The following is a 16,405-nucleotide window of genomic DNA, read 5'->3' on the forward strand; positions in this document are numbered from 1 at the left end:
AGGCCGATCGACGGCTCGTCGAGGACGTAGAGGACGCCCGCGAGACCCGACCCGATCTGGGTTGCCAGCCGGATCCGCTGGGCCTCGCCTCCGGACAGACTGCCGGCCACGCGGTCGAGCGAGAGGTAGTCCAGCCCCACGTCGAGCAGGAAGCCCATCCGGGCCTGGATCTCCTTGAGCACCCGACCGGCGATCATCGCCTGGCGAGCGTCCAGCTCGAGACCGGCGAGGAACGCCGCGCAGTCCGCCACCGACATGCGACTGATGTCCGCGATGGACTTGTCCTGGCCGCCCGGCCCGGTCATGGTCACGGCGAGGATCTCCGGCTTGAGCCGGGTGCCTCCACACGCCGGACACGGGACCTCGCGCATGTACCCCTGGTAGCGCTCCTTCTGCGACTCCGACTCCGTCTGCTCGAGCCGGCGCGTGAGGAATGACATGACGCCCTCGAACTTGGCGTCGTAGGTGCGCACCCTGCCGTAGCGGTTGCGGTACTTCACCCGGACCATGGTGGGAGCCCCGCCGAGCACCGCCTTGCGGACCTTCGCGGGCAGGTCCTGCCACGGGGTTCTGAGGTCGAATCCCATGTCGTCGGCGAGCCCCGAGAGCAGCTGCTGGAAGTAGTCCGCGCTCTGCCCACCCGCCCACGGCGCGACGGCGCCGTCTGCGAGCGAGCGTTCCGGGTCGGGGATCACGAGGTCCGGGTCCACCTCCAGGTGGGAACCGAGGCCGTCGCAGACGGGACACGCGCCGTAGGGGTTGTTGAACGAGAACGCGCGCGGTTCCAGGTCGTCCAGCGCGATCGGGTGGCCGTTGGGGCACGCCATGTGCTCGGAGAACCGACGCTGCCTGGCGGGGTCCGACTCGTCCACGTCCACGTAGTCGATCACGATCACACCGTCGGCCAGACCGAGCGCGGTCTCCACCGAGTCGGTGAGCCGCTGGCGCGACGACGGCTTGGCCGCGAGCCGGTCCACCACCACCTCGATGTCGTGCTTCTCCTGCTTCTTGAGGGTGGGCGGCTCGGCGAGGGTGTGGAGCTCACCGTCCACGCGGACGCGGCTGTACCCGTCGGCGGCGAGTTGGGCGAACAGGTCCACGAACTCGCCCTTGCGCGTGCGCACGACGGGCGCCAGCACCTGGAACCTCACGCCCTCCTCCCCCTCGAGGATCTGGTCGACGATCTGCTGCGGCGTCTGCCGCGAGATGACCTCGCCGCACGTCGGGCAATGGGGGACGCCGGCGCGCGCGTAGAGCAGGCGCAGGTAGTCGTGCACCTCGGTGATGGTCCCGACCGTCGACCGCGGGTTGCGGTTGGTGGACTTCTGGTCGATCGACACCGCCGGGGAGAGTCCCTCGATGAAGTCGACGTCCGGCTTGTCCATCTGCCCGAGGAACATCCGGGCGTAGGAGGACAGCGACTCGACGTACCTGCGCTGGCCCTCCGCGAAGATCGTGTCGAACGCAAGGGACGACTTGCCCGAGCCGGACAGGCCCGTGAAGACGATGAGGGACTCACGGGGCACGTCGATGTCGACGCCCTTGAGGTTGTGCTCACGCGCGCCGCGGACGACCAGACGGTCCACCATGGGTACTCCTTTTCGAGGGAGGAAGTCGCCACCACATCGCAGTACGCGCGGGGGCCGCCGGTCCCGCAGTCGAAGGTACCAACGTACTCCGACACGCTTCTCGGCACGGACCGCGCTCGGCGTCAGTAGCCTGCAGTGATGTCGCATTCCACCGAGTCCGTCCCTGACCACATCACCCTCACCGAGGGCTACTCCGGCCGGCTGACCGGCCGGCTCACCGGCGAGCGCTGGACGGTGGGCCCGGCCCGCGTGAGCAAGATCTCCGTGGGCGGGATGGACAACAACGCCTACGTGATCGAGTCGGTCGAGACCGGCGAGGGCCTGCTGGTCGACGCCGCCGACGACGCCCCCCGGCTCGTCGCCCACCTACGGGCGCAGGCCCCCGGGGTCACGCGGGTGTTGACCACCCATCTGCACGCCGACCACTGGATCGGCCTCGCGGAGACCGTCGCCGCCCTCGGCCTCACCACCATCGCCTCCCCCGGTGACGCCGGGGGGATCCACGTCCCCACCGACCGCCTCGTCTCCCACGGGGACACGATCGACGTGGGCGACCTCCGCCTCGACGTGATCGGACTGCGGGGGCACACCCCGGACGGCGTCGGGCTCGTGCTGCGCACCGACGAGGGGACCCACCTGTTCCCCGGCGACTCCCTCTTCCCCGGCGGCCCGGGCAAGACCGGGACACCGGAGCAGTTCGACACCCTCATGCACGACCTCGAGTCCCGGGTGTTCGCGACCCTGGACGACGACGTGGTGGTCCACCCCGGCCACGGCGACGACACGACGGTCGGAGCGGAACGTCCGAAGCTCCCGGAGTGGCGCGAACGCGGCTGGTGACGGCGCCGACACCGTCGGACGAGGCCGGATCCCGATCGTAATCAAGTCCTCATCCGTCCGGATCGTCCCAGCCCACCCCACCGTCCGAGCCCGCGGCCGCCGGGGGCGGCACGCGGACCGGAGGCGCACCGCCGGGGTTTTCACTAGGTTCGACCACGCATCCCGATTCCCAGGAGGAACTGATGATCAGACGACTCGCGCGACCCATGCTCGCCACGGTATTCGTGATCGACGGCGTGGAGACGCTCCGCAATCCGCAGCCCCACGTCGCGGATGCGGCACCGATCGTGAAGAAGGCCGCACCCCTGGTCGAGAAGGGTGAACAGGCCGTCAACGACCACGTCACCACGTCGGTCCCGCCGGTGACCAAGGACCCCGAGACCCTCGTCAAGGCCCTCGCGGGCGTCAAGATCGGAGCGGGCGTCCTGTTTGCACTCGGCCGGGCGCCCCGCCTCTCGGCCCTCGCGCTCACCGCGTCGCACCTGCCCTCGACCATCACCCGGCACGCCTTCTGGGCGGAGTCCGACCCCGCAGCCAGGAGCCGCAAGACCACCGGCCTCGCGACCGACGTCGCGCTGCTCGGTGCGCTCATGCTCGCCTCGGTCGACACCGCCGGGCAGCCGGGTCTGGCCTGGCGCGCCCGCAAGGCCGGCGACACGGTCTCGGCCAGGATCCCCGGCGCGAGGGCCGAGTCGGCCGCCGCCGGCGCGGCGATCGCGGGGGTGGCGCACACCGTGGCCGATCAGGCACGCGGCGTGGCGGACACCGTCCGGGACAGGGCGCCAGAGATCGCCGACGTCGTCCGGGAGAAGGCACCGGAGGTGGCCGACCAGGTACGGGGGCAGGCGACCGGTTTCGCCGACGTCGTCCGGGAGAAGGCCCCTGTCGTGGCCGCGGTCCTGCGTGAGCGCACCGCCGCCGCGAAGGAGCAGGCCGCCCCGATCGCCGCGCAGGTCCGCGATCAGGCGGGCCTCGCCGCCACCCGCGCCGGGAGTCTGGACACCAAGGACCTCCTCACGTCCGCCGAGAAGAAGGCCGGCTCGGCGAGGAAGATCGCCAAGGCGGAGACCGATCGCGCACGCGCGAAGGCCGCGGCGGTCATCCAGCCCTGACGATCCACCCCCCGGGTGCCCGCGCACCCGACGCCGACGACCCCGCCCTCACCGGCGGGGTCGTCGGCGTCGCGGCCCCCCGCGTGACACCCGGTAGCCTTGATGTCCTGCCCTGAGCCGTCCGCCCACCCGAGAGGAGCGCTCATGACGAGTCACGATGCCGTCGACGAGGAACAGCGCCATCTCGGCCGTCTCCTCGATCGTCTCGAGGAACTCCGCGCCGCGACCCGGGCCCGTCTCGACGCCGTCCTCCGGGGCTCCGGTGGCACCCCGCAGGCGCGGTCGGAGCGGGAGTCCTTCGCCCGGCTCTATTCCTCCGAACTCGCCGCGTACAACGCCGCCAACCTGGGCCTGTACTTCGGCCGCCTGGACATGGGGGACGGCGAGATCCGTCGGATCGGCCGGGTGGGGTTGAGGGACGACGACGAGGACCTCACCCCGCTCCTGTTGGACTGGCGCGCGGACCACAGCCGACCCTTTTATCTGGCCACCACCGCGCGGCCGGAGGGCGCGCACCGGCGCCGCCACCTGCGCACGATCGGCCGACGGGTGATCGGGATCCACGACGAGTTCCTCACGGCCCCGGCGGACGGCGGGCTCCCCGAGGACCACGACGGCGTGGTGGGCGAATCCGCCCTCCTCGAGGCCCTGGACACGGCCCGCTCGGGTCACATGACCGACATCGTCGCCACCATCCAGCGCGAGCAGGACCAGATCATCCGCAACCCCCACGCGGGCGTCCTGGTGGTCCAGGGCGGTCCCGGGACGGGGAAGACGGCCGTGGCCCTGCACCGCGCCGCCTACCTGCTCTACACACACCGGCGCAGGCTCGACCGCAGCGGCGTCCTCATCGTCGGCCCCAACGCCCGGTTCCTCGACTACATCGCGCGTGTCCTCCCCTCCCTCGGCGAGTCGGGGGTCGTCCTCCGCACGCTCGCCGACCTCTACCCGGGGGTGCGGGCCGCGGGGCCGGAGACGCTCCGTGGCGAGGAGGTCAAGGGCTCGGGCGAGATGGTGGGCATCCTCAAGGCCGCCGTCCGCGCCCGCCAGTCCGCCCCCGACGGCGACGTCGTGGTCCGCTGCGAGGGGCGCGACCTCGTGCTCACCCCCGCGATGGTGCGGTCCGCCCGAGGGCGCGCGCGCATGACCCGCCGCCCGCACAACCCGGCGCGCGAGACGTTCGCGGCGCGGATCGTCGACGCGCTCACCGAGCAGTACGTGGCCGTCCTCACCGACCCGGTGGGGCAGGCCGAGGCCGTCGCCTGGTCCCCCGACGGGGACGGGGTCGGCGACCTCGGCGACCCGGCCCGGCCGCTGCTCGACGCGGCGGATCGTGCCGCCCTCCGGGCCGAGGTCGAGGTCGCACCCGAGGTGAGCGCCGCCATCGACGAATGGTGGCCCACCCTGCGACCGGAACAGTTGCTCGCCGACCTCCTCTCGAGTCGGGACCGCATCGCCGAGGCGGCCGGCGACTACGTGGCCGAGGACCAGGACGCGCTCTTCCGCGAGGACGGCCGGGCGTTCTCGGTCGCGGACGTCCCGCTCCTCGACGAGCTCGCCGAACTGCTCGGAGACGTCCCCGCAGCGGACGGCGGGGACTCGGATCGCGACTGGGCCGAGCAGGTCCGCCAGGCGGAGGAGGCCCTGGAGATCCTCACCGGTTCGGCCGTGCAGGACATCGAGGACGATCTGGACCCGGAGGTCCTCATGGCCTACGACGTCGTGGACGCCGAGTCGCTGGCCCGGCGACACAGCGCGGACTCCGATCTCACGGTGGCCGACCGTGCGGGCGCGGACCGGACCTGGGCGTTCGGCCACGTGATCGTCGACGAGGCGCAGGAGCTGTCCACGATGGCGTGGCGGGTGATCATGCGCCGCTCGCCGAACCGCTGGATGACCCTCGTGGGAGACGTCGCCCAGACCTCGTCGCCGGCGGGTATCGACTCCTGGGGTGACGCCCTCTCGCCCTACGTGGACGATCGGTGGGTCCACTGCGAGCTCACCGTCAACTACCGCACGCCGGAGACCATCTCGGCCGTGGCGGAACTGCTGCTCGCCCAGATCGACGCCTCCGCGGTCTCCCCCCGGACGGTGCGCGCCGGTCGGCGACCGGTGTCGTGGCTCGAGCCCCGACCCGGGTCGGCGAGCGGGATCGTGCTCGAGCGGATCGCCTCCGTGCCGGAGGACCGTGCGGTGGCCGTCCTCGTCCCCGACGGCCACCGGGACGAGGAATCGGCGGACATCTCCGCCCTCCGACAGGCGGTCACCGCCACCCGCCCCGGGGTCTCGGTCCTCCCGCTGTCCCTGGCCAAGGGGCTCGAGTTCGACGTGGTGGTGGTGATCGATCCGGATCGCGTCCTCGAGCGGTCGCCACAGGGGCTGCAGGACCTCTACGTCGGGGCCACCCGCGCCACCCAGGAACTCGTCCTGGTCCAGCCCGGCGGCTTCGGTCCCCTGCTGTCCCGGATCCGGGACACCGTCTCGCACGACTCTCAGGAGCTCACCGCATGATCACCAGCCCACAACGCATGGCGGTGGTCTCGGTGTGCCTCGCGCTGGCCGCGGGGGCGACGGGGTGCGGGGCCGCGAGCGAGTCGACCGGCGCCACCGAGGTGGCGGGCACCGTCGCGCAGGCGCAGGCGGGGAGCGCCGACACCGCGGCCGAACCGATCCGGACCAACAGCGAGACGCACTTCCTCGACGAACTGACCGCGATCGGCATCCCCACGGGCATGTCGGCGGACACGACCGTGGAGGTGGGGATCGGAATCTGCCGGAGCATCGCCCACGGCGCCGGGCTCGAGACGATCCTCGACCGGATCCGTCCGCTCACGAGTGCGATCGCCGCGCAGGACACCCGGCTGGACACCGCCGAGGTGGGCCGGGCGATCGTCGACGCGAGCCGGACCCACCTCTGCGGCTGAGCGTCGCCGCTAGGTCGTGTGGACGATCAGCACGTCGCAGGTGGCGCGGCGGGCGGCGTCGGCGGGCACCGACCCGAGGAGCCGACCGGTGAGAGAGCTGAGTCCCTTGTTGCCCACGACCAGCAGGTCCGCCTCCAGCTCGTCGGCCAGCTTGATGAGGGACTCGACGGGAGCGCCCTTGACGGTGCGGGCCTCGACGCGGGTCGCACCCGCCGCCATGGCCCGGTCCCGGGCGGTCCGGACGATGTCCTCGGCCGGGTTGTCGCCGCGGATCTGGTAGGCGTCGGCGCCCAACTGGTCGGCGGCGTGGCTGACCGACCGCGGATCGGCGGGCACGTAGGCGCAGGCGATCACGAGGGTCGCGGATGCGTCCGCGGCGAGTTCTCCGGCACGATCCACGGCCAGGTAGGACGACTCCGAGCCATCCGTGCCCACGACCACCTTCTTGTAGGCGCTCAATGCTCTTCCTCTCGTAGGGAACAAGTTTCACCCAGCGTAGTGCGAGGACGTGGTCTCCGTACGCGGTAAGCGCCCCACGTCACAGTGACCTGTCAGTCGATCCCCGCCTCCCGCATCCCCTTGAGTTCCTTCCGTAGCTCCGCGATCTCGTCGCGGAGCCGTCCCGCCAGTTCGAACCGCAGGTCCGTGGCCGCGGACATCATCTGCTCGGTCATCTCCCCGATGAGCTTCTCGAGTTCCTTGCGCGGCCGGGCCGCTCCGCCGGCCGCGCGGGCCCCCACCAGTTCGGGCCGCTCCCGGGGATCGGACACGTCGCCGCTCACCTCCCCCACCCTGTCGAGGATGTCGGCGATCTTCTTGCGCAGCGGCTGCGGGTCGATCCCGTGTGCGGTGTTGTAGGCGACCTGCTTCTCCCGACGCCGGTCGGTCTCCTCCATCGCGATGCGCATCGACTCGGTGACCCGGTCGGCGTACATGTGGACCTCCCCGGACACGTTCCGGGCGGCGCGGCCGATCGTCTGGATGAGCGAGGTGCTGGAGCGGAGGAAACCCTCCTTGTCCGCGTCGAGGATCGCCACGAGGGAGACCTCCGGCAGGTCCAGCCCCTCGCGGAGCAGGTTGATGCCCACCAGGACGTCGTACTCGCCTCGCCGGAGATCGCGGAGCAACTCCACGCGCTGCAGGGTGTCGATCTCCGAATGGAGGTAGCGCACGCGGACCCCGAGTTCGAGCAGGTAGTCGGTGAGGTCCTCGGACATCTTCTTGGTCAGCGTGGTCACCAGGATCCGCTCGTCCCGCTCGGCCCGGGCCCGGATCTCGCCGATCAGATCATCGATCTGACCCTTGGTCGGTTTGACCACGATCTTCGGATCCACCAGCCCGGTCGGCCGGATGACCTGCTCGACGAACTCCCCACCGGTCCGCCCCATCTCGTAGCTGCCCGGGGTGGCGGAGAGGTACACCGTCTGCCCGACCCTCCCGGAGAACTCCTCCCACGTGAGCGGCCGGTTGTCGAGCGCCGACGGGAGCCGGAACCCGAAGTCGACGAGGTTGCGCTTGCGTGAGGCGTCGCCCTCGAACATCGCCCCGATCTGCGGGACCGTGACGTGGGACTCGTCGATCACCGTGAGGAAGTCCTCGGGGAAGTAGTCGATCAACGTGGCCGGGGCACTGCCCGCCGGCCGCCCGTCGATGTGCCTGGAGTAGTTCTCGATGCCGGAACAGAACCCCACCTGCTGCATCATCTCGATGTCGTACGAGGTCCGCATGCGCAGACGCTGCGCCTCCAGGAGCTTGCCCTGGTTCTCCAACTCGGCGAGCCGCACCTCGAGCTCCTCCTCGATCGAGGCGATCGCCTTGGCCATCCGCTCGGGCCCGGCGACGTAGTGGGTGGCCGGGAAGATCCGGACCTCGTCGACCTTCCGCACGACGTCGCCGGTCAACGGGTGGATGTAGTACAGCGCGTCGACCTCGTCACCGAAGAACTCGATGCGCACGGCCAGCTCCTCGTAGGTGGGGATGATGTCCACCGTGTCGCCCTTGGCGCGGAACGTTCCCCGTGTCATCGAGACGTCGTTGCGCTCGTACTGCACGTCCACCAACAGCCGGAGCAGCTGATCCCTGTCCACCTCCTGGCCCACCGACAACGCGACCGACCGATCGAGGTAGGACTGAGGGGTGCCGAGGCCGTAGATGCACGAGACGGAACTCACCACCACGACGTCGCGTCGGGAGAGAAGCGACGACGTGGCGGAGTGCCGAAGCCTCTCCACGTCGTCGTTGATCGACGAGTCCTTCTCGATGAACGTGTCCGTCTGGGCGATGTACGCCTCCGGTTGGTAGTAGTCGTAGTAGGAGACGAAGTACTCGACGGCGTTGTTCGGCAGCATCTCGCGCAGCTCGTTGGCCAGCTGCGCCGCGAGCGTCTTGTTGGGCGCCATCACCAGGGTCGGGCGCTGCACCTTCTCGATGAGCCAGGCCGTGGTGGCCGACTTGCCGGTGCCGGTGGCACCGAGCAACACGATGTCCCGCTCACCCCTGCCCAACCGCTCGGTGAGCTCCGCGATCGCGGCGGGTTGGTCGCCGGACGGGGTGAACTCGCTGACCACCTCGAAGCGGTCCGTGCTGCGTTCGACGTCGCCGATCGGGCGGAACTCCGAGTACGACAGGACCGTGGAGTCAACGGGCACCCCGTCGTCGGGGATCTCGGTCGCGAAAGCCATACCGTCCAGCGTACGAGTCTGCGGTCGCACCTGCCGGTCGAGACGCGACCACGGCAGGCTGAGAGGCGTTACCCTGGGTCACTGATCGGTGTTCACATAGATCGACCGTCTGGAGTCCGCCCGTGAATCGCGCCCCGCGTCGTCGTCGTCATATCCCACCCCACCGGCACCAGCGCGGGACCCGGACGGCCGCACTCGCCGCTGCCACCTCGGTCCTCACCGGAGCTCTCACCATCGTGGCGCCGCTCGCGGTGGCCGCCCCGTGCGACGTCTGGCCCCCGGTCGGCACCGGCGGCGGCAGCGGTTCGAGCAGTTCCGGCGGAGGCTCGCCGGCGGCGCCCTCCCAGCCTGCGCCCCCGGCTGTTCCCTGGAACAACGGCGCCTCCGGCTACATCCCGATCCTCCAGGGCCGCACCACCACCGTCGAACTCCTCACCGGGCGCACGAGCCCCAACAACACCGTCGACCGCTTCGGGATCACCGGGACCGACCTCGGCATTCTGTGGACGAACGGCGGCGCCGGCGGCAAGAACCAGGTGCACATGGCGCTGGGCGACACGATGGGCGACTGCGACGGCGACGCGCAATGGCGCAGCAACATCCTGTTCCGCTCCTCCGACACCACCCTCTCCAACGGCATGCGGATCGACGACGCCCCCATGGAGGCACCCGGGCTGGCCGCGTCCATCCTCCCCAGGTCCGGGCTCCCCGGCGAGACCACGGTGATCCCCACCGCCGGCGTTGCCGTGGGCCAGACGCAGTACCTGCGCTACATGTCGGTGGAGACCTGGGGCGACCCGGGCGAGTGGACCACCAACTACTCGGCCCTGGCCAGGTCCACGGATAACGGCACCACCTGGACCCCCGTCTCCGGCACCGCCCGCACCGGAACCGGGAACCTGGCCCTGCCCGGCAACCTCGGCGCCGCACACTCCGCCCATGCGGCGGCCCAGATGAGCGCGTTCCTCCAGGACCGCGGTTACGTCTACGAGTACCTGACCCCGTCCGGCCGAAACGGCTCGGCGATCCTCGCGCGGGTCCCGGCGGCGGGAATCGAGAACATGGGCGCCTACGAGTTCTGGACCGAGTCCGGCTGGGCGTCGGACCGGAACGCCGCGAAGGTCGTCCTCGACGGACAGGTGAGCGAGCTGTCGATCTCGTGGAGCGGCCATCTCAACCGATACATCGCTCTCTACACCGATCAGAGCAACAACGTGGTCATGCGGCAGGCCCTGACGCCCGAGGGCCCGTGGTCGGGCAAGGACATTCTGCTCTCGTACGACCATCTCCCCACCCTGTACGGGGCATTCGCGCACCCGTGGAGCCCCGCGATCCAGTCGAACGGGAAGGATCTGTACTTCACGCTGTCGACGTGGGATGCCTACAACGTCTTCCTCATGAAGTCCGACCTCTCCGAGCTCGCTCCCCGCACCCCGGGTTCCGAGACCTCCAGGGCGCGCGTCGCCGACGACAGCTGGACCCGCGACACCCCCGATCCGGCGGACACCGGCGAGACCGTTCTCGTCGACCGGATCCCCATCCCGGAGGCCTAGTACATGTCCCGCCCGCGCACCCCCTCATCCCCCCGGCGGCTCACCGCAGCAGCCACCGCCGCCATCACCGCCACCATCACCGCCGCTGCCGCGATCTCCGTCGCCGGCACGATCGGGGTCGGCACGGCGTCCGCCGGCCCCTGCAGTGAGATGTTCGGCAACTTCGGCTCGCTGCTCGAGCAGCAGACGGGGGCGGGAATGGCCACCGGGTCGTCCGGCTCGTCGGGTTCGCTCGGCTCGCTCGGCTCGTCCGGCGACTCCGGATCGCTGGGGTCGGTGTCCACATCGCTCGGGTCGTCGGATCGGTCCGGGTCGCTCGTGCAGCAGCTCGAGACCGGCTCACTCGGCAACGGACTCTCCGGCTCGCTCGACCCGCTGATCGGGTCCGTCTACGGCATGCCGCCCTGGATCACCGGCGAGGAGGGCACCGTCCCGGTGCTGCGCGGTCCGACCCGGTTCCTCCAGTTGGTCACCGGGCCCACGAGCCCGAACGACACGATCAGCAGGTACGGGGTCGCGGGCACCGACCTCGGCGTCATGTGGGACAACGGCGACGCCGTCGACCCGGAGATCCTCATGGCCTTCGGCGACACCATGGGCGACTGCTCGGTGCCCGGAGACCAGTGGCGGTCCAACGTCCTGTTCCGCTCGGAAACGCCCGGCGACGCACTGGCCGGCGGGATTCGCGTCGCTTCGGCCGCGCAGGACCAGGACGGGATGGCCAAGTCGATCATTCCCCGGGTCGGCCAGACCGGCGAGGTGACGATCATCCCCACCGCGGGCATCTCCGTCAACGGGGTGCAGTACCTGCGATATATGTCGGTCGCACACTGGGGCCAGCCGGGGTCGTGGACCACCAACTACTCGGGGATGGCCTACTCGACCGACAACGGTGAGAACTGGACCGAGGTGCCTGAGATGGCGCGCAGGATCACCTCCGCCGGCGAGCCCGGCGCGGGCGCACCCCCGGTGGACAGCGCGTGGAACTCCGCCCAGATGAGTTCGTTCCTCAAGGTCGAGGAGGGCCCGGGGGTCGGCTTCCTGTACGAGTACCTCACCCCGTCGGGACGGCAGGGCGCGGCGATCGTCGCCCGGGTCCCGCTCGCCGGGTCCCCGGACTCGGAGGACCTGGAGGGCGCTCCCCTCCTCGAGGGTGTGCTCGACCCCAGTGGGTACACGTACTGGGACGGCTCGACCTGGGTGGACGACATCGGGGACGCGGAGGCGGTGCTGCCCGCACCAGCCAGCGAGATGTCGGTCATGTGGAACGCCCACCTGGGCAAGTACACCGCGATGTACTCGCAGGGCTTCGACTCCATCGTGCTCCGCACCGCGGACACCCCGTGGGGACTGTGGGAGAACGCCACCACGCTCATCGACTATTCGATCCTGCCAGGCGTGTACGGCGGGTTCATCCACCCCTGGTCCCAGGGCGGTGACCTGTACTACCTGGTCACCACGTGGAACGCCTACAACGTGTTCCTCGTCCGGACGGACCTGGACGCGGTCTTCCCGAACCAGGGCGTGAGGCGCTCGCAGGCTGCCACCGAGTCGCAGACCGAGGTCGTGCGCCAGGTGCCGGTCTCCGAGCTGGTCAACGGGGTCGTTCCGACCGAGTGACGCACGGAGCACGGTGAGGGCCCGGCTCCGGCCGGGTCCACACCGTTCGTCGGTTCAGTGCCCGCCGGGGGGCGGAGTCAGAACCGGGCGGCCCGGCAGCGAGTACGCTCCCACCGTCGGGTCTCCTCCCGGTCCGCGCGGCGCAGGATCTGCGAGTACTCCTCCCTGGCCGCGGAATCGTCGCCGATCACCTCGGCCATGAGGAGCGCGAACGCGTGTTCCGGGTCGTCCTCGGCGAGAATCGTCACCTCGAGCGGCCTCACGGGGTCGCACCAGTGCAGGAGTGGGCGAAGGCTGGAATGGTCCTGAACCCAGCCGGCGCCGGTAAGCGCGTGCAGCGCCGCATCCGCTCCCGCCTCGTCGCGGACGGTGACCTGGATGTCGATGATGTCCGGCGCGTCCAACCCGACCACCGAGGTGGGCCCCACGTGGTCGATCCTCGGGGCGAGTCCACCCACCACGTGTCGCAGGCGTGCAATGGCCCGCTCCGCCTCCGCCGCCCACTCGGGCCGGAACGGCACGACGGTCCGATCCCCGATCACCGGGGTACCCGTCCTGAGGTTGTGCTCGAACGGGACCAGCCTGAACTCGACGAGCACCCGGGTGAGCTCCACCACCGCGTCACGCTCGCCCGAGTTGTCGACGAGGACGTCCGCCACGGCCCGTCGCTGCTCGTCGGTCGCCTGACGCGCCATACGGGCCCGGGCGTCTGCCTCAGGCATGCCACGTTGCTCCACGAGGCGGGTCAGCCGGATGTCCGCCGGAGTGTCCACCACGATCACCAGGTGATAGCCCGGGGTCATCCCGCCCTCCACGAGGAGGGGCATGTCGTGCACGACGATCGCATCCTGCGGCGCGGAGCCGAACAACTCCGCCGTGCGCTCGCCGATCAGAGGATGCGTGATCGCGTTGAGAGCCGAAGTGCGTTCGGCGTCGACGAAGGCGAGCGCCGCGAGAGCAGCACGATCCAGTGCCCCGTCCGCGTCGAGGATCCCCTCCCCGAACTCGGCGACGAGCATCGCCAGCCCCGGGGTGCCCGGCTCGACCACCTCGCGGGCGATCTTGTCCGCGTCGACGATCACCGCTCCCGTTTCCGCGAGGACCGACGTCACCGTCGACTTTCCGGCGCCGATCCCACCGGTCAGACCCACCATCAGCATGTCCAGTAGTCTAGGCGACCCCGAAAAGTTTACAGCGAACCACTGGTTCTATACGGTTCTCCTCATGCGCCGCGCAGCGACCCTGTCCTCAGCACTCCTCGCACTCCCCGTGGCGCTTCTGACCACGTCGACGCTCGTTCCTGGATCCGCCGGAGCCCAGTCCTCCGGTTCGCTGGGGTCGTCCGGTCTGGGCTCGCTGGGGTCCTCGGAGTCGAGCGGGCCCTGCAACAGCTTCTTGGGCAATTTCCCGCCGAACTCCCTCGGAGTCAACCTCACCACCGGCTCGCTGGCGAACGCCGCGAACTCCGTGGCGGGGGCTGCGGCCTCCTCCGTGCGCGACTTCCCTCGGTGGATCACCGGTGACCAGGGCACCATCCCCGTACTCAAGGGCGCAACATCCGTGATCCAGCTGGTCACCGGCCCCACCAGCCCGGCGAAGACCGACTCCATGTACGACATCTACGGGACCGACCTCGGCATCATGTTCGAGCACGGGAACGAGACGATGGTGATGTTCGGCGACACCTTCGGCGACTGCACCCCGACCGGCAACGCCTGGCGATCGAACGTCATGCTCACCGCCGAGAGCGGTGCGCCCACGAGCGGCCTGAAGATCACCGGCGCCCGCCCGAGCGGGGCCGACGGTGTTGCCACGGCGCTGGTTCAGGGCGCCCACCAGGCCAACGGTGCCGGCGAGGTGACGGTGATCCCCACCGCTGCGATCAGCGTCAACGGCACCATGTACATGCGCGTCATGTCCGTCCGGGACTGGAACGCCCCGGGCGGCTGGAACACCAACTACTCCGCCCTGGTGAAATCGACCGACAGCGGTCGGACGTGGAAGATCCTCACCGCTTCGATGCGTCGGGTGACGAACTTCAACGGCTTCAACCCCACCGTGCTGTTCGAACCCGGTAGGGACACCCTGCCGCCGGTCGACAACGGCTGGTACGGCATGCAGATGAGTGCCTTCGTCGAGCGCGACGGCTACCTATACGAGTACATGACCCCGTCCGGTCGCCAGGGTCCCGCCATCCTCGCGCGTGTCCCGACCAACCAGATCGAAGAGCCCTCCGCTTACCGGTGGTTCAAGGGCGGAAATACCTGGGATTCCAATCCGACCGGCAGCCGGGTGATTCTGCCGGCCCCGGTCGAGGAACTGTCGGTGGCGCACAACGAGCACCTGGATCAGTTCGTCTTGCTCACGTCGATGGCGTCCGGCGTCGTCTCGATGCGGGTCGCGGACAATCCTGAGGGTCCCTGGTCCGCCCCTCAGACGCTGGTGGACCGTCGAATGTTCCCCAACGCCTACGCCCCGATGATCCACCCGGCGTCTATCACCTCCGACGGCAGGCATCTCTTCTACGCGTTGTCGACCTGGGACGCGTACAACGTCTTCCTTCTGCGCACCGATCTCACCGAGTTCGACTTCGACTTGCCCGACACGGACACGCATACTGCCGTAGAAGCCCGCGTCACCGTCGCCGACGCCGTGGAGGCCGGAGCCATCAACGATGAGGGCGTGATCGACGAGCAGCGCCTCGAAGAGGTTGCCGTGGTCTCGCCTGCGGAACCCGAGCCGATCGCGGAGCCGACGGGCCGCTGATCCTTCGTTCCCGGATCATCACGCGGGAACAGGGTGCACGGACGGGAGCACCGGCCGAGCCGAGGGCGGACACATCACCCAGGGGATGCAGCGGACGCCAGAACGACCCCGGCCGGGATCCCCCACCTTGGTGGGGTACCCGGCCGGGGCCGTGTGACGTCCTGCGAGACGACTAGCGCCTCAGGCAGCGACGATTACTCGCCGCCGGCCAGCTTCGCGCGCAGAGCGGCGAGCTGCTCGTCCGACGCCAGCGAGCCGCCGGTCGACTCCGCCGGGCCGGTCTCCGCAGCGGCGGGACGGCTGGACGGGGCGGACTCCGACGAGTAGTTGGTCGGAGCGGCCTCCGCGGCCTCCGCGGCGGCCGCGCGGCCCTTCTCGATCTGGCCGGTGTGCATCTTGTGACGACGCTCGGCCTCGGCGTAGCGGTTCTCCCACTCCTCCCGCTGCTTCTCGAAGCCCTCGAGCCACTCGTTGGTCTCGGGATCGAAGCCCTCGGGGAAGATGTAGTTCCCGGCCTCGTCGTAGCTGTCGGCCATGCCGTACTTCGACGGGTCGAACTCCTCCGTGTAGTCCTCGTCCGCCTGCTTGAGCGAGAGCGAGATCCGACGACGATCGAGGTCGATGTCGATGACCTTGACCATGGCGTCGTCGTTGACCGTGACGACCTGGTCCGGGACCTCGACGTGGCGCTCGGCCAGCTCGGAGATGTGGACCAGGCCCTCGATGCCCTCGTCCACGCGGACGAACGCACCGAACGGCACGAGCTTGGTGACCTTGCCCGGGACGATCTGGCCGATCGCGTGGGTCCGGGCGAAGTGCCGCCACGGATCCTCCTGCGTCGCCTTGAGCGACAGGGAGACGCGCTCGCGGTCCAGGTCCACGTCGAGGACCTCGACGGTGACCTCCTGGCCCACCTCGACGACCTCGGACGGGTGGTCGATGTGCTTCCAGGACAGCTCGGAGACGTGGACGAGGCCGTCGACGCCGCCGAGGTCCACGAACGCACCGAAGTTGACGATCGAGGACACGACGCCCTTGCGGACCTGGCCCTTCTGCAGCTGGTGCAGGAACTCGGAGCGGACGGCGGACTGGGTCTGCTCGAGCCACGCGCGACGCGAGAGGACGACGTTGTTGCGGTTCTTGTCCAGCTCGATGATCTTGGCCTCGAGCTCCTGGCCCACGTAGGGCAGGAGGTCGCGGACGCGACGCATCTCCACGAGGGAGGCGGGCAGGAAGCCACGGAGACCGATGTCGAGGATGAGGCCGCCCTTGACGACCTCGATGACGGTGCCCTTGACGGCCTGTCTCTTATACACATCT

At 69.9% G+C, this 16,405-nt stretch carries 11 protein-coding genes and 1 pseudogene; 7 read left to right on the forward strand and 5 right to left on the reverse strand.

Annotated features, from left to right (window positions below; translation table 11 throughout):
• Nucleotides 1-1,589 (reverse strand): annotated as a pseudogene (locus B4M60_RS09975) (excinuclease ABC subunit A); the annotation flags it as partial.
• A 138-nt stretch (nt 1,590-1,727) separates the two neighbouring features.
• Here B4M60_RS09975 and B4M60_RS09980 point away from each other — a divergent pair.
• From B4M60_RS09980 to B4M60_RS09995, 4 genes are all read left to right on the forward strand, one after another.
• Nucleotides 1,728-2,429: an MBL fold metallo-hydrolase gene (locus B4M60_RS09980; protein WP_291083046.1), complete on the forward strand. Its 702-nt coding sequence runs from the start codon at nt 1,728-1,730 to the stop codon at nt 2,427-2,429.
• A gap of 182 nt (nt 2,430-2,611) precedes the next feature.
• Nucleotides 2,612-3,541 carry a DoxX family protein gene (locus B4M60_RS09985; RefSeq protein ID WP_291083050.1) on the forward strand — a complete coding sequence of 310 codons (930 nt, stop codon included), beginning with the start codon at nt 2,612-2,614 and terminating at the stop codon, nt 3,539-3,541.
• Between the two features lie 144 nt (nt 3,542-3,685).
• Nucleotides 3,686-6,052, forward strand: coding sequence for a HelD family protein (locus B4M60_RS09990; protein WP_291083053.1), 2,367 nt, complete (start codon nt 3,686-3,688; stop codon nt 6,050-6,052).
• Nucleotides 6,049-6,465: a DUF732 domain-containing protein gene (locus B4M60_RS09995; RefSeq protein WP_291083056.1), complete on the forward strand. Its 417-nt coding sequence runs from the start codon at nt 6,049-6,051 to the stop codon at nt 6,463-6,465. Before B4M60_RS09990 ends, B4M60_RS09995 begins: the two co-directional genes overlap by 4 nt.
• Before the next feature lie 9 nt (nt 6,466-6,474).
• On the opposite strand, the gene B4M60_RS10000 is transcribed toward B4M60_RS09995, so the two are convergent.
• Complete coding sequence (locus B4M60_RS10000) at nt 6,475-6,924, reverse strand: universal stress protein (protein WP_291083059.1); 450 nt, start codon at nt 6,922-6,924, stop codon at nt 6,475-6,477.
• Nucleotides 6,925-7,016: 92 nt separating this feature from the next.
• Nucleotides 7,017-9,146, reverse strand: a complete 2,130-nt coding sequence (gene uvrB, locus B4M60_RS10005; RefSeq protein ID WP_291083062.1) for an excinuclease ABC subunit UvrB — start codon at nt 9,144-9,146, stop codon at nt 7,017-7,019.
• Nucleotides 9,147-9,268: 122 nt separating this feature from the next.
• On the opposite strand from uvrB, the gene B4M60_RS10010 reads away from it, so the two are divergent.
• Nucleotides 9,269-10,699: a DUF4185 domain-containing protein gene (locus tag B4M60_RS10010; RefSeq protein WP_291083065.1), complete on the forward strand. Its 1,431-nt coding sequence runs from the start codon at nt 9,269-9,271 to the stop codon at nt 10,697-10,699.
• Between the two features lie 396 nt (nt 10,700-11,095).
• Nucleotides 11,096-12,319: a DUF4185 domain-containing protein gene (locus B4M60_RS10015; RefSeq protein WP_414646780.1), complete on the forward strand. Its 1,224-nt coding sequence runs from the start codon at nt 11,096-11,098 to the stop codon at nt 12,317-12,319.
• A gap of 77 nt (nt 12,320-12,396) precedes the next feature.
• Here the strand turns inward: B4M60_RS10015 and coaE are convergent, their stop codons facing one another.
• Nucleotides 12,397-13,479, reverse strand: coding sequence for a dephospho-CoA kinase (coaE, locus tag B4M60_RS10020; RefSeq protein WP_291083071.1), 1,083 nt, complete (start codon nt 13,477-13,479; stop codon nt 12,397-12,399).
• Here coaE and B4M60_RS10025 point away from each other — a divergent pair.
• A complete protein-coding gene (locus B4M60_RS10025; RefSeq protein ID WP_291083074.1) occupies nt 13,478-15,085 on the forward strand; it encodes a DUF4185 domain-containing protein in 1,608 nt (535 codons plus the stop codon). The genes coaE and B4M60_RS10025 overlap by 2 nt on opposite strands.
• A gap of 194 nt (nt 15,086-15,279) precedes the next feature.
• Here B4M60_RS10025 and B4M60_RS10030 read toward each other — a convergent pair.
• Nucleotides 15,280-16,405: S1 RNA-binding domain-containing protein (locus tag B4M60_RS10030; RefSeq protein WP_291083077.1), on the reverse strand; the 1,126-nt coding region annotated here is incomplete at its 5' end.

The organism is Dietzia sp. UBA5065 (genome assembly GCA_002415925.1).
Taxonomy (GTDB): domain Bacteria; phylum Actinomycetota; class Actinomycetes; order Mycobacteriales; family Mycobacteriaceae; genus Dietzia.

Coding starts and splice junctions, on each gene's coding strand:
- B4M60_RS09980 (WP_291083046.1), top strand. CDS start 1,728: ATGTCGCATTCCACCGAGTCCGTCCCTGACCACATCACCCTCACCGAG.
- B4M60_RS09985 (WP_291083050.1), top strand. CDS start 2,612: ATGATCAGACGACTCGCGCGACCCATGCTCGCCACGGTATTCGTGATC.
- B4M60_RS09990 (WP_291083053.1), top strand. CDS start 3,686: ATGACGAGTCACGATGCCGTCGACGAGGAACAGCGCCATCTCGGCCGT.
- B4M60_RS09995 (WP_291083056.1), top strand. CDS start 6,049: ATGATCACCAGCCCACAACGCATGGCGGTGGTCTCGGTGTGCCTCGCG.
- uvrB (WP_291083062.1), bottom strand. CDS start 9,146: ATGGCTTTCGCGACCGAGATCCCCGACGACGGGGTGCCCGTTGACTCC.
- B4M60_RS10015 (WP_414646780.1), top strand. CDS start 11,096: ATGCCGCCCTGGATCACCGGCGAGGAGGGCACCGTCCCGGTGCTGCGC.
- B4M60_RS10025 (WP_291083074.1), top strand. CDS start 13,478: ATGTCCAGTAGTCTAGGCGACCCCGAAAAGTTTACAGCGAACCACTGG.
- coaE (WP_291083071.1), bottom strand. CDS start 13,479: ATGCTGATGGTGGGTCTGACCGGTGGGATCGGCGCCGGAAAGTCGACG.